The following is a 17,852-nucleotide window of genomic DNA, read 5'->3' as shown; positions in this document are numbered from 1 at the left end:
CAAAACAACAAAGCTTAACAAAATGGATAAAAATCATTTTTTAATAATTTTGTAAATTTGCAACATGATAAAAATAGGCAACATAGAACTGCCGGAATTTCCGCTTTTGCTAGCTCCAATGGAAGACGTAAGTGATCCTCCATTCAGACGCTTGTGTAAAATGCATGGGGCAGATTTAATGTATTCAGAATTTATTTCTTCTGAAGGTTTAATTCGTGATGCAATCAAAAGCCGCAAAAAACTCGACATCTTCGACTATGAAAGACCTGTCGGTATACAAATTTTTGGTGGTGATGAAGAAGCAATGGCCATGTCTGCAAGAATTGTAGAAACGGTAAATCCGGATCTCGTGGACATTAACTTTGGGTGTCCTGTAAAAAAGGTTGTCTGCAAGGGAGCAGGAGCAGGAGTATTGAAAGATATTGATCTTATGGTTCGCCTTACAAAAGCAGTAGTAAGTTCTACCCACCTTCCTGTAACTGTTAAAACCCGTCTGGGTTGGGACAGTACTTCCATCAACATTGATGAAGTAGCAGAACGCCTACAGGAAACCGGAATTAAGGCTCTTACAATCCATGCAAGAACCCGTGCACAGATGTATAAGGGTGAAGCGGATTGGGAACATATTTCAAGAATTAAACAAAATCCTAATATTGAGATTCCTATTTTTGGAAATGGAGATATAGACTCTGCTGAAAAAGCACTCGAATACAAACAAAAGTATGCGTGTGACGGAATCATGATTGGTCGTTCAGCGATCGGCTACCCTTGGATATTTAATGAAATCAAGCATTTCTTTAAGACAGGTGAGCACTTACCTGCTCCAACTATTTCAGACCGATTATTGGCCGTACGCCAACATGCTGAATGGAGTGCCGAATGGAAAGGCGAAAGATTAGGTCTGGTTGAAATGAGGCAACACTACAGTAACTATTTCCGAGGAATTCCCCACTTCAAGGATTTTAGAAAAAAGTTTCTGGAAGTTTTCACTATGGAAGAAATGAACGTCTTAATTAAAGAAACTCAACAATTCTACGAAGAATATCAAGCTCAGGTATAAAAACAAAAAACCATCAATTAAATCGATGGTTTTTTTATTTTTTGTTGAATATCAATCAGTATTAATTAATATCCTCCTGATGAAGATTCATTTTTAATAAGTGCCAGTGCTGAAGAGGTTCCGATTCTCTTTACCCCCATATTAATCATTTTTTCAGCATCTTCAGGAGTTCTTACTCCCCCGGCTGCTTTTACAGGAAGTTTTCCGGCATTGTTTAGCATGATCCTTACTCCCTCAAATGTAGCCCCATTAGGCTTCCCACCTGTTGTTTCATAGAAACCTGTAGAAGATTTAACAAAAATCTTAGACAAATCATTTTCAGAAAAGTTTTCTTCTGCCCAGTTAGAAATTTTTTTGGTAAGATCTGCAATCTGCTCATCATTCAAAGCGGCAATTTCAATAATCCATTTAGCAATTTTATGATGCTCCAAAGATAATTTGGTACATTTCACAAATTCTTCTTTTACCAATTCTGTATTCCCTTGAAGATAAGCATTGTAATTAATAACAAAATCTAATTCATCTGCATTATCTTCTATTGCTTTTGAAGCTTCTGCAAGCTTTTCATCAACTGAATACGTTCCTTCGTGAAATCCTATTACAGTACCTACTGCAACATCTGAATTTCTTTCTTTAATATATTTTTTGATCTCTGCTACATAATCCGGACGGATCATGACGGCAAAAATACCATTATCAATAGCTTCCTGAGCAAGTTTTTTATTTATTTGAAGCGTTTCTTCATGTGAAATACCTGATTGTTCAGGTGTCTTCAAATAAGTTGAATCCAAATATTGGGCTATGTTCATATTGTTATACTTTCAATTGTCTGTAAATACCTTGTTCCAAAGATATAAAAGTTTCTGTTCTTGTTACGCCTTTCAATTTTTGAAGTTTGTTAAGGATTTGCATCAAATGATCATTATCCTTACAAAGAACCTTTAAGAATATTGTATAATTTCCGGTTGTATAGTGGGCTTCCACCACTTCATTAATATCATGCAAAGATTTTACTACTTCAGGATAATGACTTGGCTGATCCAAGAATACACCAATGTAGGAAATTACCTTGTATCCAATTTTTTTAGGATTAAGAAATGAAATTGAATTTTCAATAACTCCTGCATGTTCCAGTTTCTTGATTCTTTGATGTACCGCAGTTGTGGAAATTCCTACATTTTTTGAGATGTGTGCTAAAGATGTTTTAGCATTATCCATCAACATGTAAATAATTTCCTTGTCGATTGAATCTAAATGATAGCTTGTGTTGCTCGAATTTTTCATTTTCTACTTTTTTATTATTTATGTTTTTTACTGTAAGCTTTTAAACTTCACAAAAACCGGAAAGTGATCGCTATATCCACCTAAATACCGTGTACCGGCATAAGTTCGGAAAGGTCGTCCTTCAAAATTTCTGGTTCTGCTGCTAATTTTTTCAGAATTAAATATGTGAGCATTCTGAAAATTCAGAGTTTTATTATCAAGAAAGGATCTCGACATAATAATCTGATCATACAGCAATCCAGACTTATAATGAAAAGTAGAATAATTTCTGGTAGAAAACAACTCCTGAAATGGGTTCATTAAAACCTTTTCATGATCATTGTCATAGAGAATTTGTACTAAATTTTCATCATCCGGGTTTTCGTTAAAATCACCACACAATATGACATGCTCCTTATCATCATCTACAATTTTCAAGATCCGTTCCCGGACCTCATTCAATATAAAGGCTCTTTTGGGTTTATTGATATCTTTCTCGCGCTTAGAGGGAAGATGAGCGATAAAGACATTAATAATTTCCCCTTTATATTTAATTTTAGAAAAAAGTACGTCCCTAGTTGTATCGTAATTTCCTGTGTTTTTATTAACTATTTCAAAAAAGAAAGTAATGGTTTCAGAATCTATTACCTCTACTTTATTTTTATCATATAACATGGCTACATCTACCTTTCTTTCATCCATAGAATTGTAATGCACAATCCCATATTCTGAATTAAAAGGCTCCGTCTCCACAAGATCCTCCAAAACTTTCCTTCCGGAAACTTCAGACAATCCAATTACAAATGGCATTACCCCATTATCCTCCTTCATTAATTGAAATACGTGGGAGATTTTAAAAAGTTTGTTTTTATACCTCCTTTCGTCCCAGTTTCTTAAACCTGATTGGGTAGGATCTAATTTATGAGCAGGTTTAGGATCGGGTAAAAATAAATTTTCAACATTATAAAAAGAGAACAGTTCCATCAACACAAAATTACTATACTTTAATTAATATGTCCTTTTCTTAAACGCAAATTTATTATTTTTTTCAAAATTCTTTGATCTATCTATAATATTAAAAAATCAATTTATAACAATAGATATTTCAAATATAATAAAAAATACCAACAAAAACACCTGTATTGAGTTGAATTTCCAATCATTACTTTAATTCATTCTATATATCAAAATTGAAATAACACATAAAACTCAAAAAAAATGAAATAAAATTTAAACTTAAAAACAAAAATGCTAATATTTTTCTATCCAATTAAAATAATAACAAATATTATTCCATTTGATATATTAACAAACGGGATCAATAAAAATAGCGTTTAAATAGCTTTTAAAGCAGATCCGGACGTTTTTCCTTTGTAATTCTTACAGCCTCATCATGACGCCATTCTTCAATTTTGCCAAGATTTCCACTTAACAAAATCTTAGGAACATCCAGTCCTTTATAACTTTCGGGTCTTGTATAAATAGGAGGCGACAGAAGATCATCCTGAAAACTGTCTGTTAATGCACTTTGTTCATCATTCAGAACTCCGGGAAGCAATCTTATAATAGAATCGGCAAGCACACATGCAGCCAGTTCACCACCTGTAAGAACATAATCTCCTATTGAAATTTCCTTTGTAATATGCAGGTCTCTCACTCTTTGATCAATTCCTTTATAATGTCCACAAAGAAAAATCAGATTATTTTTAATAGAAAGCGAATTGGCAATTTTCTGATTTAAGGTTACTCCATCAGGAGTCAGATAGATTACCTCATCATAGTCTCTTTGGGATTTAAGCTCTGAAATACATTTGTCTATTGGCTCAATCATCATCACCATTCCTGCGCCACCTCCGTAAGGTTCATCATCAATTTGCCTATGCTTATTGATTGCCCAGTCTCTTAGATGATGAAAATGTACTTCCGCCAGTCCTTTATCCATTGCTCTTTTCAAAATAGAGGTATGAAACGGACTTTCCATCAATTCTGGAAGTACGCTTATTATGTCAATTCTCATTGTAATGTTCCGTTTTTCTTAGTAGGTATAATAATTAATCTTAAGGAAGAATCTTTGTTGATATAGCTCCACATCCAATTAAAGAATATGGCCAGCTTATTTCGAACGCTCAAAATTAGCATTAAATGGAGAAACATCCAGAAATACCACGCTAAAAATCCTTGAAACTTAATGAATGGTAAATCTACAACAGCTCTATGCTTCCCTATAGTCGCTAATGAGCCTTGGTCATCATATTCATATTCGTTCCATTCTCCTGAGGTTTTCTTTAAAAGATTTTTACCTAAATTCTTTGCTTGATTAATCGCTACATTGGCAACCTGCGGATGTCCTTGTGGATATTTCGGTGTTTCCATGTAGGCAATATCACCGATTGCATAAATGTTGTCGTAGCCTTTTATTTTATTGTATCGATCTACTATGTATCTGTTTCGCACTAATTTATCTTCCGGGAAACCGTCTATTACATTTCCAGTAACACCCGCTGCCCAAATAACATTATTAGACGGTATTTCCTGACCACTTTTCAGATGCACTTTTTCTCCATCATAATCTGTAACAATTTCTCCGCTCATGAAAGTTACACCAAGATCTTTAAGATACTTTTCTGATTTTTCCTGAGCTTCACTGCTCATTACAGCAAGTGGCTTTTCGGTGGAGCTTACCAGAATAATCTTTAACTGATCAAAATTCATATAAGGATAATCTCTTGGAAGAATATCTTTTTTCATTTCAGCAAATGCTCCTGCAAGTTCTACCCCTGTAGGACCACTTCCGACAATAACGATATTCCAGTTTCCATCATCGCTTCTGCTCTTTTCAATAATCAGTTTTTCAAAGGTCATCAAAACATGATTTCTGATACTGATTGCTTCCTGGGTATTTTTCATACCGAAAGCTTTCCCTTCAAGTTCTTTATTACCGAAAAAATTAGTTTTACAGCCTGTAGCAATAATAAGTTTATCATAGGTGAATTCTGCCTCATCGGTAATCACCTTATTGTTTGCAGCATCAATTTCCCTTACATCCGTCATACGGAACTGAGTGTTTCTGGATTGCTGAAAAATCTTCCGGAAAGGGAAAGAAATATTGGAGGGTTCTATCCTCCCGGAAGCTACCTGATAAAAAAGCGGCTGAAACATATGATGATTCATCCGATCCAAAACAATAACTTTTTTATTCTTATTATTTAATGTTTTTGCAAGCTGCAGCCCCGCAAATCCTCCTCCTATAATGATGATTTTTTCGCGTGTTTCCATAATACACAAATTTACTGATTTTATTTAGCATTTAGCAGTGAAAAAAGTTAGTTTTGCAAAACTTTATGACACAAAGAAAGTACACCAAAAAAACTGCCAAACAGATTCATAAGACCCGTCGAAAGAATTATTTTTTCCGTCGATGGGTTATATTAGCAATCTTAATAGTTGCTTTAATTGGGACCGGTTTTTACCTTAAACAATCTGTTAGTTACTACTACGCCCTGTACTTTAATAAATTTACTCATAAAAAACTTCATAATAGTGAAAAGGAAACTTCAAGGATCCAAAGAATTTTAGCCAATAATCTAGATAAAACCTACGGCTTTGATGTTTCTCACTATCAAAACAGGGAAGATATCAAATGGGATAGTTTAAGTATTGGAAATAAAACAATTCCATTGGAATTTGTGGTAATGCGTGCCACAATGGGAAACCGCAGTGCTGATAAGCATTTTGATGAATTTTGGGAAATGGCCAAAAAGCATAATCTAATTCGTGGTGCCTACCATTTTTACAGAGCCGATGAGGACCCTGTAATCCAAGCCAATAATTTTTTGGCAAATGTAAAATTGGAAAGCGGAGATCTCCCGCCTATTTTAGATATTGAAAAAATCCCGAAGCGTAAGACCAATAAAAAACTGATTGAGGACTTAAAGGTATGGTGTAAAATTGTAGAAGAAACCTATGGTGAGAAGCCTATTATTTATACTTACTACCATTATTACAAGGATTTTCTGAAAGGAGAATTTGAGAGCTATCCGCTATGGCTGGCCAATTACAATGATGTCCCTACTCCCTCTCCTAATGACCAGTGGGATTTCTGGCAGTTTACTGAGAACGGAATCGTTCATGGGATCAATACCAAAGTAGATCTTGATATTTACAATGGTAATTCCTGGTCTTTGAAAAGATTGACCTTGGATTGATAAAAAAGATGGAAGTTATAGCTCGAAAGCATATTTACCTTTATTTTACAGACGTTTAAAACGCTCTATTCTGCATTAATAATTTTATTAAAATGTATCAGAATTTGGCAATCTAAAAACAATACTCAACCTCCATCTTTCTATCTTCAGTTTTTTACTTATTTTTTCAAGAATTTTAGAATATCAGCATTTAATTCATCAGCCTTTTCAAAAGGAACCATATGTGTAGTATCCTTATAAATCATCAATTCTGTGTTAGGAATTTGTTTTGCAATAAATTCAGTATGAGCAGGCTTAATTACATCCTTATCTCCCACAATAACCAATACCGGACTTTTTATTTTATTTAAATCTTCTTTACGGATATTGGGTTCTGTCAACATTATTTTTAACAGCCTGCGTTTATTGAACGTTTCACGAATGTTTAATTGATTCAACTGTGTCATTTGATTAGTGAACCGATCAAGAAGTTTTTCTTCCACCCCTTCAGGAAAAGCATTGGCACCCATTATTATTAACTTATTAAGATGATCCGGATATTTCAACGCGAATTCTAATCCTGTACATCCCCCATCACTCCAACCAGCAATATTAATTTTATCAAGCTTCAGATGGTCTGCCAATGCTTTTACATCATCTGCAAACAATTTATAAGTAAAATCTTTTTTTGAGATATCCTTACTTTTCCCCTGCCCTCTTGTATCTATTGCAATTACCTTATACTGCTTGGATAAAACTGGAATTTGTTGATAATAATCTTTTATACTTCCTGAATTACCATGAAGCAATATCAAAGGCTCACCATCTCCATACACTTCATAATAAAGATCAGTATCTTTCAATTTCAGGTACTTTCCTACAGATTCATTGTTACCGTATATGGATTGATCCGCTTCCTGTATATATTTTGAATTATCAGAAATCCACCCTTGTACATCATCATCCGCATATCCACCCTCATCCTCTCTTGTATCTTTTCTATTTTTATCCATTTTTACATCAATATTAATGGCTGGTGCGGCGATTGACATTTTCACCCAGTCACCATAAAATTCTCTTATAAATCCTGTTCTAAATAATGCTGCACTAATCTTAATGCTTCCATTAAATTCTTTTAAAAACTGAATTCCAACAAAAAACTTTCCCTGAACCCAAATGTTATGATTATTGACATCCAGAGTATAAGTTCCGTCTTTTATCATATCTTCGGTAAGCTCAACGGTAATTTCCTCATCCAGAATATTTTTATCCGGAAAGCCATTTTTTTCACTGTAAATACTATATCGCATCAAAACCGGTTCAGTGGAAGTGTAACGGGCAATATTCAAATTAATATTCTTAATCTTGGACCTTTTCTTTGCATTAAATTCCAACGCTGTTTCTCCTAAAAAATCCTGTTTACTCAATGTCGGATTCACTGAATACAAAACACTTTTTGTCTTTGTATTTACTCCCCAGTTTTTATCTACGAGCTTTTTAGGCTTAATGGAAATTTCCTTAATATTTTTAATTTTCTCTTTTAAAAATATTTTCTGTTGATCATGTTTTTTAAAATCTTGTATGGTTTCCTTATACAGCTCATATCCCGGCACTTCAATCTTTACTATTTGCTGTGGTTCTAGCTCGGAGAGGTCTATTGAAAAATTCCCTTTCTCATCAGAAATTGTTCCATTGGTTTTTTTTTCAATTCCAACTTTTACATAAGGAATAGGCTGGTTATCATTTTTAGAAATAATTGTTCCGGAAACGATTTGTGCATCAAGGGAATAGACAGCCAAAATAAAGAATAAGGCAGTAAGTTTTTTCATGTTAAAAGTTTGATGCAAACTTATTTATTTTAGATGACCAATCTTCATAAGAGCTTATTAAATTTGGCACTCTTTTAGTTAAAGTTGTTTTAAATTTCCTGTATTTAAAAAAAGTTTGCTACAAAAAATTTAAATATCATTCTATTCCTACAAAATATTCATAATTTCTTCCCATGAATTTACCCGCTTGTAGGTCTCATTTTGTATCAGCTCATTATGGGGCTGAGTAAAGATCAGCCTGTCTCCTGAGAAATGATCTAAATTCTTTGGATAATCATCAATCATCACATCTCCCGACACTACCCTTTTGCTTCCACAAAGAACAATTTGCTCCCATGTGATGAATGGAAAATGCTCAGCCAACCAATCATATTTTTCTCTCAGGCTATTGGGAAACTCCATTCCTGCAGAAACAATATAAAGTTCATACTTATTGTTTAGATATTCCATTGCTTCACGACTTCCCTCCATGACAGGTAATGTACGGAAAAACCCCACCTCATTCACATGCTTTTTACCATTAGGAAAAACTTCTAATTCTGGCTTGCCAGCCATAGTGCTAACTTTAAGATCTTTTCCTGTATCTCTTTTTTCAAATTGTACTAACTGATGATATACATCCGCCATTACTCCATCCATATCAACAATTACTTTTTTCATACTTCATTATTATTATTTGTTATTAACGATTATTTTTTATCAACTGCTATCAAATTTACAGAATAGTTTTCTCAGGCAGTGGACACAGTTTATTAAAAAATCGTAAATAATCATTTTTATAAAAGAAGTTCCGGAAAGTTTTATGGTTACATTTTCGTATTTTTGCCACTCTATTCAAAATTAAAATCAAACCATTAATTTCCAATGAATTACGTTTCTGCAGAAAATCTTACCAAATCCTACGGCATCAAAGTTTTGTTTGAAAACATTTCTTTTCACATCAATGAAGGAGACAAAATTGCCATTGTTGCCAAAAACGGAAGTGGAAAATCTACCCTTCTGAAAATTTTAATGGGTAAAGAAATTGCAGACAGTGGTACTGCGATCATCAACAAAGATATTCAGGTTGTATTATTTGACCAGGAAATCGACTATGATCCCAACCTCAACATTGAGGAATTTATGATGACTCTGGATTCTAAACCTATTCTTGCCCTGAAGAACTACCACAAGTCTCTTCATTCTACCGATAATGACTTTATTGAAAAAGCATTGGCTGATATGGAAGCTCACAAAGCCTGGGACCTTGAAAATGAAATGAAACAAATCCTTTCCCAGCTTAAGATTACTGATCTTGAAGCAAAAATGGGAACTCTTTCAGGAGGTCAGATCAAGCGTGTGGCACTGGCAAAATTATTAACAGAGACCAGAGCTGAACACAGACATACTCTACTAATTATGGATGAGCCTACCAACCACCTGGATGTAGATATGGTAGAATGGCTTGAAAATTATTTGACCAAAGCAAAAATTACCTTATTACTGGTTACCCACGACAGATATTTCCTAGACAGTGTCTGTGATATTATCTGGGAAATGGAGGATGGAAACCTGTATTTTCACAATGGTTCATATGCCACTTATCTTGAAAACAAGATGATTCGTGAGGACAACCTCAATGCAACCATTGATAAAGCAAATAACCTTTACAGAAAGGAATTGGAGTGGATGCGAAGACAACCTAAAGCAAGAACAACAAAGTCCAAAAGCAGAATTGATTCTTTTTACGAAACTGAAAAGGTTGCTAAAACAGACACCAGAAAACAAGGTCTGGAACTGGATTTTGAAATGAAACGTCTGGGCAATAAGGTTCTTGAACTGAAAAATATTGATAAAAGCTTTGGCAACAAAGTACTATTAAAGGATTTCAGTTATCAATTTCAACGTGGTGAGAAAGTAGGAATCATCGGAAAAAATGGAGCAGGGAAATCTACTCTTCTTAATATCATTCAAGGTTTTGAAAAATATGATAGAGGTGAGATTGAAACCGGAGAAACTATCTCCTTTGGATATTTTGCACAGAAAGGACTTACCTATAAAGAAGACGAACGTGTTATTGATTTCATTAAGGAAATTGCAGAATTCTATCCTTTAGCGAATGGAAAAAGCCTTTCTGCATCACAGTTCCTAAGATTATTCTTATTTGATGATCAAACGCAATACTCACCTATTTCAAAATTATCAGGTGGAGAAAAAAGAAGACTGCATTTAATGTATATTCTTTATCAGAATCCTAACTTTTTAATTTTTGATGAACCTACGAATGATCTGGATCTTCCAACGTTAACGGTTCTTGAAAACTTTCTTCAGCAGTTCCAAGGATCTTTAATTATTGTTTCCCACGACAGATATTTCATGGACAGGATTGTGGATCACGTCCTTGCTTTTGAGGGAGATGGAAAAATCAGGGATTTTGTTGGGAACTTCTCAGAATACCGCGAAGCAAAAAGTCGTGAAGATGCCCTGGAAAAAAACACAGCTGTAAAACCTGAGCCTGCTAAAGAAACGGCTCCCGTTGTGGAAACTCCTTTACCTTCTAGTGCCCCAAAAAGGAAACTAACCTTTAAGGAACAAAGAGAATTGGAAACTATTGAAAAGGAAATGCCTGAACTGGAAAAAAAGCGTGCAACGATTTTGGACCAGCTTAACAATGAAAGTGATTATGAAAAAATAGCCGGCCTTTCCTCAGAACTGGAAACAATTTCCGAAAAATTGGAAAACCATGAAATGAGATGGCTTGAATTACAGGAAGCATTATAAAATTTTAAGCTATGAATTATGAATTGGTTATGATAGTTTGAGCCAATTCATAATTCTTAGTTTATATTAAAGCTTAATCACTTTTTGCTCTTTGGTACTTTTTAGGGAAGCGTCTATAATCTTCATATTCTGAATCACTTCTTTCCCTGGAGATGGCAAAGGATATCCAAAGACAATATGCTCGTAGATTTGCTGGTAATAATTCATATAATTTCCCGCTTCACTTGAAGTTAATGTCCTTACTGTTTCGGAGTTTTCATTTAAATAGTTTAAAATTCCGTCTGACTCTTTCAAAGGCTCCATCCAATCTTTACCATAGACAGGAATTGCTCCGGCAACTAATTCACTTTCCTGATTATCTGTTCTTTCCTGTAAAAAACTTCCTCTATCTCCATGAATGGTATAGGCATAGTGAGCCTCTTTACTGAATACTGACGATTTCAATCTTACCCTCAAATCATTTTTATAAAACAGCAAAATCTCGAAATAGTCATTGGCGAATTCCGGACCTTTCATGGAAAATACATCCGCAAAAAGCTTTTCAGGATAACCGAAATACTGTACCGCCTGATCCACAAGATGAGCACCAAGATCATGAAGTGATCCTGAACCTATCTGATCCGGATTTTCCTTATGCTGCTTTCCACTTGGTGTAGTACGGAAACGATCAAAACGGATTTCAGCTTCTTTAATGTTCCCTAGTTTTCCTTCTGTTAATATCTTTTGTACCTGTAAGAAATCACGATCAAATCTTCTATTTTGATACACACTTAGAAACAACCCTTTTTCTTCAGCCAGTTTTACCAGTTCTTCAGCTTCGGCAACATTTACTGTAAATGGTTTTTCAACAATAATATTTTTTCCGGCCTCAAGTGCTTTTTTTGCATACTCATAATGTGTCTGAACCGGTGTGTTGACAATCACCAGCTCTATATCTGCATTTTGAAGCATTTCTTCTACTGAATGATAGATTATTGCTTCAGGATATTTTTCTTTTGATTCCTCTTTACTTCTTTCTACTACAGCAGAAATAAAAAATCCTGGATGTTCTCTCAAAAAAGGGGCATGAAACACTTTGCCACTCATTCCAAAGGCACAAAGTCCTGCTTTTACCAATTGCATAAATTTATTTTTAATAACAAATATATTCATAAAAAACTCCAGATTTTCCCATCCACAATAGCAATAGAAACAATCCATTTATATAGTGCTAAAAAGTATGATAAAAGTCATGAATTAATTTTTATTCATTCTAAACAAATACTTACATTTGCGCCTTATTTAAAACTGTTCTACATAAAAATAAAATGAAAAGACAACTACTTTCTTTAGGTCTTCTATTTATCGCTGTTTCAGCAAGTTCTCAGATGAAAAATGCTGAAGCAGATACGATCAGAACCCAAACAATTGAAGATATTAATCTTCATAAAACAGGAAATCCAAACCAGGCAAGAGCATTATCTACAAAGTCAAATCTGACGGTAATGGAGAACCCTCAGCCTATCGCAATTGTTACTCATGAGATTATTGAACAGCAGCAGGCAAAACAATTGAGTGATGTTTTGCAAAATGTGAATGGAATGTACATTACTTCATCCAGAGGTAATTCACAGGACAGCTTTGGAGGACGTGGTTTTATCTTAGGAAATGACAATATTTTCAAGAATGGAGCAAGAATAAATAGTGGAGTTTTCCCTGAAGTAAGTGGTCTTGAAAGAGTGGAAGTATTAAAAGGAGCAAATGCAATGCTTTTTGGTAATGCTGCTGCCGGTGGTATAATTAATATGATTACTAAGAAACCAAAATTCAATTTTGGCGGAAGTATAGGATTAAACGGTGGAAGCTGGAATTCTTACAAACCAACAGTAGATTTTTATGGTCCTTTATCTAAAAATATAGCGTTTAGAATAAATGGAGCGTATGAATATGCAGAAAGCTTCAGAGATGTTGTTGAATCTGAAAAATACTATTTCAATCCTTCATTCTTATTCAATTTAAGTCCTAAATCTCAATTAATTGTTGAGGCAGATTACCTTAAAAATAATTTCACTCCTGATTTTGGTCTTGGATCTATTATCAATCCTGACGGAAGTTTCAAAATAAACGATTTGCTACCTAAAAATGCATTCTTAGGAGCAGATTGGCAATATCAGAACGTAGAACAAGTATCTACCAACGTAACTTTCAACCATCAGTTTAGTGACAGATGGACTTTAAATACTGTTGCTTCATTCCAAAGTTATACTAAAGACTATTACTCAACGGAAAGAGTACAATGGTCATATGACAAGCCGAACAACAGGTATTACTGGGTAAGACCTTTAAATAAAACATTTAACGAACAAAACTATACTTCATTACAAGTTAATATTAATGGAGAGTTCAATACAGGAAAAATTAATCATAAGGTTTTAATTGGTACCGATGGGGATTACGGAGTACAAAATAACTACACTTATACCAACCCAACTGTTTACGGAACTAATGGCAATACCTCAGCGATTAATAATAACCTTTATCTGGATGATGCATCAAGTTGGGCTAGTGGAAAAATGCCTAATGCGTCTCTAAAAGACAGAACTAGAATTCCTACTCAGAGATTCGGTATTTACATTCAAGATTTCATCAGCCTTACCAAACAATTTAAAGTAATTGCAGGTTTAAGATGGTCTTATCTAGAAACAATGACTAACACCAAGAATTCCTTTGCAAACAATCTTGGAGATGTTGATCAAAAAAACACGGCTATTTCAGACAGAGCATTTTCACCAAAAGCAGGTTTAGTCTATATGCCAAATGAAAACCTTTCAGTATTTGCAACGTATACTAACTCTTTTGCCCAAAATACAGGAAAGGATATTTTTGAACAAGCATTAAAACCTACAACAATTGATCAGTATGAAATAGGGGTAAAGAAAAACCTTTGGAACAATGCATTAGCTGTTAACTTAACAGCATATCAGATTATTTATAATAATTATTACCAAACAGCTCCTCAACTAGCAAACGGACAGGCAAATTCAGATTCTTTCTATAAAGAATTTGCAGGAAAAATGAGAAGCCGAGGAGTAGAGTTGGATATTACAGGAAATCCAACAGAAAACTTATCCATCATCGGAGGTTTCTCCTACAATAATTCGGTATATATAGATACACCGGAAGGATTCGGATATGTTGAAAAACAGAGATTGGTAAGAACACCTGCTACAACAGCAAATGCTTCCGTATTCTATAAATTCACTCGTTATGCAAAAGGCCTAAAAGTGGGTGCAGGAGCTTACTTTATCGGGGACAGATTAGCAGGATGGAATGACACAAAAAATGGTTCAACTGGCCTGGGTGCAAGAAACGGAATCAGCAGATCATTTGCATTAAAAGATTATACTACTGTAATGGTATCGGTAGGATATGAATGGAAGAAATTCTCAATTCAAGGGAAAGTGGGCAACCTGTTTAACGTTGAAAACTATAACGTTCACGAGAATTATTCAGTAAACCCAATCACTCCTAGAAACTATTATTTCACATTGACGTACAAACTTTAGAATTAATTACATAATTACTTCTTCATTAAAAGTGGAAATTGCATTTTTGCAGTTTCCACTTTTGAAATTTAAAAACAAACAATTAGATATGGATAAGATTAAAGACACAAGAAGTTTCATGAGAATTACACACCGTTATCTGGGGTATTTCCTTGCCGGTATTATGGCGGTGTATGCAGTAAGTGGAATTATTTTGGTCTACAGAGACACCGATTTTCTAAAGAGCGAAAAAAAGTATGAAAAGACTTTATCTGCCAACCTTTCTGAAAAAGAACTGAAAAAAGAACTGAAGATGAAAGGCCTTGAAGTGGAAAAGACTGAAGGTACAGTTCTTCATTTTAAAAAAGGAACTTATGATTCTTCAACGGGGGTAGCTAAATATTCAAAAATGGAGCTGCCTTTTGTACTGGATAAAATGGTTTCTCTTCACAAATCACAATCTAAAGATGCCATAGCACCTCTAAGTGTATTTTTCGGAGTTGCACTTTTCTTCTTTGTTATTTCTAGTTTCTGGATGTTTAATCCTAAAACAAAGGCTTTCAAACGTGGGATCAAGTTTACCATTGCCGGGCTAATCATTTCTGTGATTCTTTTATTAATTTAATTTAAAGAAGTTGCTGCATGGCTTATATCTATTTTTATTTTACGTACTTCAATAATAAAAATGGAAATAATAATTTTTAAAACTTCAACAATATTGCAATCCCAGCTTACAACTCCAATTATTTATCATTACAGAATCATCAGTTATATTGTTAAAAAATTGAATTGTATATGCCTCATAATCTTAACATTAATTTAGAAAAATTGTCTAAAATTAAGAGTCTGGCACATTTATTGTTTTTTCTATAATTCGTGAATAATAAACATTTAATTATTAAAATAATAAATTATGAAAAAACTTATTTTAACAGGAGTATTAGCTATAGCAGGATTAACAGCCACTGCCAATGCTCAGATCCAAAAAGGTAATTGGATGGTAGGAAGTAGTTTAGCAACAAGTAATTTCGGATTAAATACAGGTGGTGGATACCAAATTAACCTACAACCAAAAGGAGCTTATTTCATCGAAGATAATCTGGCTGTTGGGGGATATGTAAATTTAGGTATTGGCAAATCTTCTAAAGAATCAAGTACAAGATTTGATTATGGTGTAGGAGCTTTAGGACGTTATTATCTTTCTCCAGGAGAACAAGGTGTTAACAACTTATTACATCACGGAAGATGGTTCTTCGAGGGTAACGTAGGTGTTGGTGGGTATTCTATCAGCAAAGGAGGTAACTCTACAACAGGTCTTGACTTTGGGGTAGGACCAGGTTATTCTTACTTTGTTACTCCAAATATTGGGCTGGAAGGTTTAGTAAAATATGCAGGTGTTACAGGTTTTGGAAATACAGGTTTAACCTCTAACATTACTTTTAACCTTGGGTTTAGTATTTATTTGCCAACTTCTAAAGCTAAGCAAGTTATTAACGAAGTTAAGTAATCACTGAAATACTTATAAAAAATGAAAGCGCCCCGGAATTTTATTTCTGGGGCGCTTTTCGTACAAATTAAAACTAAACTATAAAAAATCAAATAAATCATATATTGGGCTGAGGAGTATATCGTAAGTACGGTTTTATCTCAGTAACACCCTTGGGGAATTTCTTTCTGGCATCCTCCGTAGAAATAGCAGGAGGAATAATTACATCATCACCATTTTCCCAATTGACAGGAGTTGCTACCTGATGAGCATCTACCAATTGCAGAGAATCTAATACCCTCAGAATTTCATGAAAATTTCTTCCTGTAGAAGCAGGGTAAGTAATAATCAACCTTACTTTCTTCGCAGGATCAATAATCAACAAAGACCGAACAGTAGCCGTAGCCGAAGCATTGGGATGAATAAAATCATATAATTCGGAAATTTGTCTGTCTTTATCAGCAATAATAGGAAATTGCACATCCGTATTTTGGGTTTCATTAATATCTTTAACCCAGTTTTGATGATCCTCTACTCCATCTACACTCAGAGCAATCACCTTGGTTTCTCTTTGGGCAAATTCTGACTGTAATTTTGACGTATAACCGAGTTCTGTAGTGCAAACCGGTGTATAATCTGCCGGATGTGAAAATAGAATACCCCAGAAATCTCCCAGATAATTATAGAAATTGATATCACCCAAAGATGATTCTGCCTTAAAGTTGGGTGCTGTATCTCCTAGTTTGATTGACATAATATTTTGCGTTTGTTAGTCTACAAATTTAGTAGACTTTTTGGAACTGGCAAAATTTTTGTTGAAAATTTATATCTTTAGTGTAAAATTTTTATTCATGGAGAAAACCGGACTCAGCTACATTGACGTTGTTTATAAGGTATTGGAAAGCTGGTATGTAACATTTGCAGAACTTACCCCAAAATTGATTGTAGGAATTTTAGTATTTACTTTCTTTCTCATTACCAGTAAATACTTAAGCCAAATCTCAGTAAAGTTATTTCATCGATTCTTTCCTAAAAGCCAAAAGGAAAGCTCATTGGTTACCTTAATCAGTATATTCAGATTTCTGATTATGTTGTTTGGGACTTTCATTTCTCTTGAAATTATGGGATTCAGTGGTTTTCTTTGGAAGTTTATCGGAAGCTTGGGAGTGGCCGGAGTTATAGCCGGGGTTGCTTTAAAAGATCTTGTATCCAGTATCTTTTCAGGAATGCTGATTGGCATTGATAAGGCCTTTAAGGTTGGAGATTATATTACGATTGGCGCTCATTCAGGAACTGTGCAGGAAATTGGGTTTTTAACCACAAAAATTTTGACAGATGATGGCAAGAAAGCCTATATTCCTAATCAGGTAGTCTTCAATGCACCATTTTATAATATTACAGCATCACCACAACGCAGAATTATTTTAAATTTTGAAATACCTGCAGATGAAGACATCAGTAAGGCACAAAAGAGCATTATGGAGGTGGTTCAAAACCTTGATAACGTAGATAAACTGGATACCGCAGAGGTGATTTTTACAGATCTGAAGCAAGGATCATTTAATCTTCAGGTAAAGTTCTGGATAAAAGTAGGAGCTAATCTGGCCCAGATAAAAAGTAAGGCTTATTTAGGCATTAAAGAACGTTTTGATATAGATCATATTCAATTGGTAACACCAACGAGTATCAGTATTACTAGTGGTGAGACTAATCTACCGGAAAGCAACCTAGATACGTAAGATTTAT

16 protein-coding genes are annotated in these 17,852 nt (G+C 34.3%); 7 read left to right on the top strand and 9 right to left on the bottom strand.

The features are described from left to right. The first annotated feature begins 64 nt into the window (after nucleotides 1-64). Nucleotides 65-1,060 carry a tRNA dihydrouridine synthase DusB gene (gene dusB / locus SCA31_RS09845; protein ID WP_410696797.1) on the top strand — a complete coding sequence of 332 codons (996 nt, stop codon included), beginning with the start codon at nucleotides 65-67 and terminating at the stop codon, nucleotides 1,058-1,060. A 65-nt stretch (nucleotides 1,061-1,125) separates the two neighbouring features. Here dusB and deoC read toward each other — a convergent pair whose 3' ends face one another. The 5 genes from deoC to SCA31_RS09820 form a co-directional block, all read right to left on the bottom strand. Beyond that, entirely contained in the window at nucleotides 1,126-1,869 is a 744-nt protein-coding gene (deoC, locus tag SCA31_RS09840) for a deoxyribose-phosphate aldolase (protein ID WP_410696796.1), read from the bottom strand. 4 nt (nucleotides 1,870-1,873) lie between these two features. After that, nucleotides 1,874-2,344, bottom strand: coding sequence for an Lrp/AsnC ligand binding domain-containing protein (locus SCA31_RS09835; RefSeq protein WP_047379047.1), 471 nt, complete (start codon nucleotides 2,342-2,344; stop codon nucleotides 1,874-1,876). Between the two features lie 27 nt (nucleotides 2,345-2,371). Continuing rightward, nucleotides 2,372-3,307, bottom strand: coding sequence for an endonuclease/exonuclease/phosphatase family protein (locus tag SCA31_RS09830; protein WP_410696795.1), 936 nt, complete (start codon nucleotides 3,305-3,307; stop codon nucleotides 2,372-2,374). 361 nt (nucleotides 3,308-3,668) lie between these two features. Next, nucleotides 3,669-4,340, bottom strand: a complete 672-nt coding sequence (gene trmD, locus SCA31_RS09825; RefSeq protein WP_410696794.1) for a tRNA (guanosine(37)-N1)-methyltransferase TrmD — start codon at nucleotides 4,338-4,340, stop codon at nucleotides 3,669-3,671. Further along, nucleotides 4,337-5,599 carry an NAD(P)/FAD-dependent oxidoreductase gene (locus SCA31_RS09820; RefSeq protein ID WP_410696793.1) on the bottom strand — a complete coding sequence of 421 codons (1,263 nt, stop codon included), beginning with the start codon at nucleotides 5,597-5,599 and terminating at the stop codon, nucleotides 4,337-4,339. The genes trmD and SCA31_RS09820 overlap by 4 nt, the downstream gene beginning before the upstream one ends. 65 nt (nucleotides 5,600-5,664) lie before the next feature. On the opposite strand from SCA31_RS09820, the gene SCA31_RS09815 reads away from it, so the two are divergent. Continuing rightward, nucleotides 5,665-6,528: a glycoside hydrolase family 25 protein gene (locus SCA31_RS09815; RefSeq protein ID WP_410696792.1), complete on the top strand. Its 864-nt coding sequence runs from the start codon at nucleotides 5,665-5,667 to the stop codon at nucleotides 6,526-6,528. Nucleotides 6,529-6,686: 158 nt separating this feature from the next. Here the strand turns inward: SCA31_RS09815 and SCA31_RS09810 are convergent, their stop codons facing one another. Next, complete coding sequence (locus tag SCA31_RS09810) at nucleotides 6,687-8,336, bottom strand: alpha/beta fold hydrolase (protein WP_410696790.1); 1,650 nt, start codon at nucleotides 8,334-8,336, stop codon at nucleotides 6,687-6,689. 147 nt (nucleotides 8,337-8,483) lie between these two features. Next, nucleotides 8,484-8,996 (bottom strand): 5' nucleotidase, NT5C type, encoded by a 513-nt coding sequence (locus SCA31_RS09805; protein ID WP_410696789.1) that lies wholly within the window; start codon nucleotides 8,994-8,996, stop codon nucleotides 8,484-8,486. A gap of 204 nt (nucleotides 8,997-9,200) precedes the next feature. Between SCA31_RS09805 and SCA31_RS09800 the strand changes: the two genes are divergently transcribed. After that, nucleotides 9,201-11,096 (top strand): ABC-F family ATP-binding cassette domain-containing protein, encoded by a 1,896-nt coding sequence (locus tag SCA31_RS09800; RefSeq protein WP_410696788.1) that lies wholly within the window; start codon nucleotides 9,201-9,203, stop codon nucleotides 11,094-11,096. A 66-nt stretch (nucleotides 11,097-11,162) separates the two neighbouring features. Here SCA31_RS09800 and SCA31_RS09795 read toward each other — a convergent pair whose 3' ends face one another. After that, entirely contained in the window at nucleotides 11,163-12,218 is a 1,056-nt protein-coding gene (locus tag SCA31_RS09795; RefSeq protein WP_410696787.1) for a Gfo/Idh/MocA family oxidoreductase, read from the bottom strand. Between the two features lie 185 nt (nucleotides 12,219-12,403). Here SCA31_RS09795 and SCA31_RS09790 point away from each other — a divergent pair, with 185 nt between their 5' ends. The 3 genes from SCA31_RS09790 to SCA31_RS09780 all read left to right on the top strand — a co-directional run bounded on the left by SCA31_RS09790 (nucleotide 12,404) and on the right by SCA31_RS09780 (nucleotide 16,127). Then, the gene (locus SCA31_RS09790) at nucleotides 12,404-14,641 is read left to right on the top strand and encodes a TonB-dependent siderophore receptor (RefSeq protein WP_410696786.1); all 2,238 of its coding nucleotides are present in this window, start codon (nucleotides 12,404-12,406) and stop codon (nucleotides 14,639-14,641) included. An 88-nt stretch (nucleotides 14,642-14,729) separates the two neighbouring features. Then, a complete protein-coding gene (locus tag SCA31_RS09785) occupies nucleotides 14,730-15,245 on the top strand; it encodes a hypothetical protein (protein WP_410696784.1) in 516 nt (171 codons plus the stop codon). Between the two features lie 288 nt (nucleotides 15,246-15,533). Further along, nucleotides 15,534-16,127, top strand: a complete 594-nt coding sequence (locus SCA31_RS09780) for a hypothetical protein (protein ID WP_410696783.1) — start codon at nucleotides 15,534-15,536, stop codon at nucleotides 16,125-16,127. Nucleotides 16,128-16,224: 97 nt separating this feature from the next. On the opposite strand, the gene SCA31_RS09775 is transcribed toward SCA31_RS09780, so the two are convergent. Next, a complete protein-coding gene (locus SCA31_RS09775) occupies nucleotides 16,225-16,860 on the bottom strand; it encodes a peroxiredoxin (protein WP_410696782.1) in 636 nt (211 codons plus the stop codon). A gap of 97 nt (nucleotides 16,861-16,957) precedes the next feature. On the opposite strand from SCA31_RS09775, the gene SCA31_RS09770 reads away from it, so the two are divergent. Further along, complete coding sequence (locus SCA31_RS09770) at nucleotides 16,958-17,845, top strand: mechanosensitive ion channel family protein (protein ID WP_410696780.1); 888 nt, start codon at nucleotides 16,958-16,960, stop codon at nucleotides 17,843-17,845. Nucleotides 17,846-17,852: the final 7 nt, after the last annotated feature.

This window comes from Chryseobacterium sp. SIMBA_028 (assembly GCF_046535285.1).
GTDB lineage: Bacteria > Bacteroidota > Bacteroidia > Flavobacteriales > Weeksellaceae > Chryseobacterium.
The sequence above is the reverse complement of the archived record's forward strand: the minus strand, read 5'-3'. Positions and strand labels throughout refer to the sequence as shown.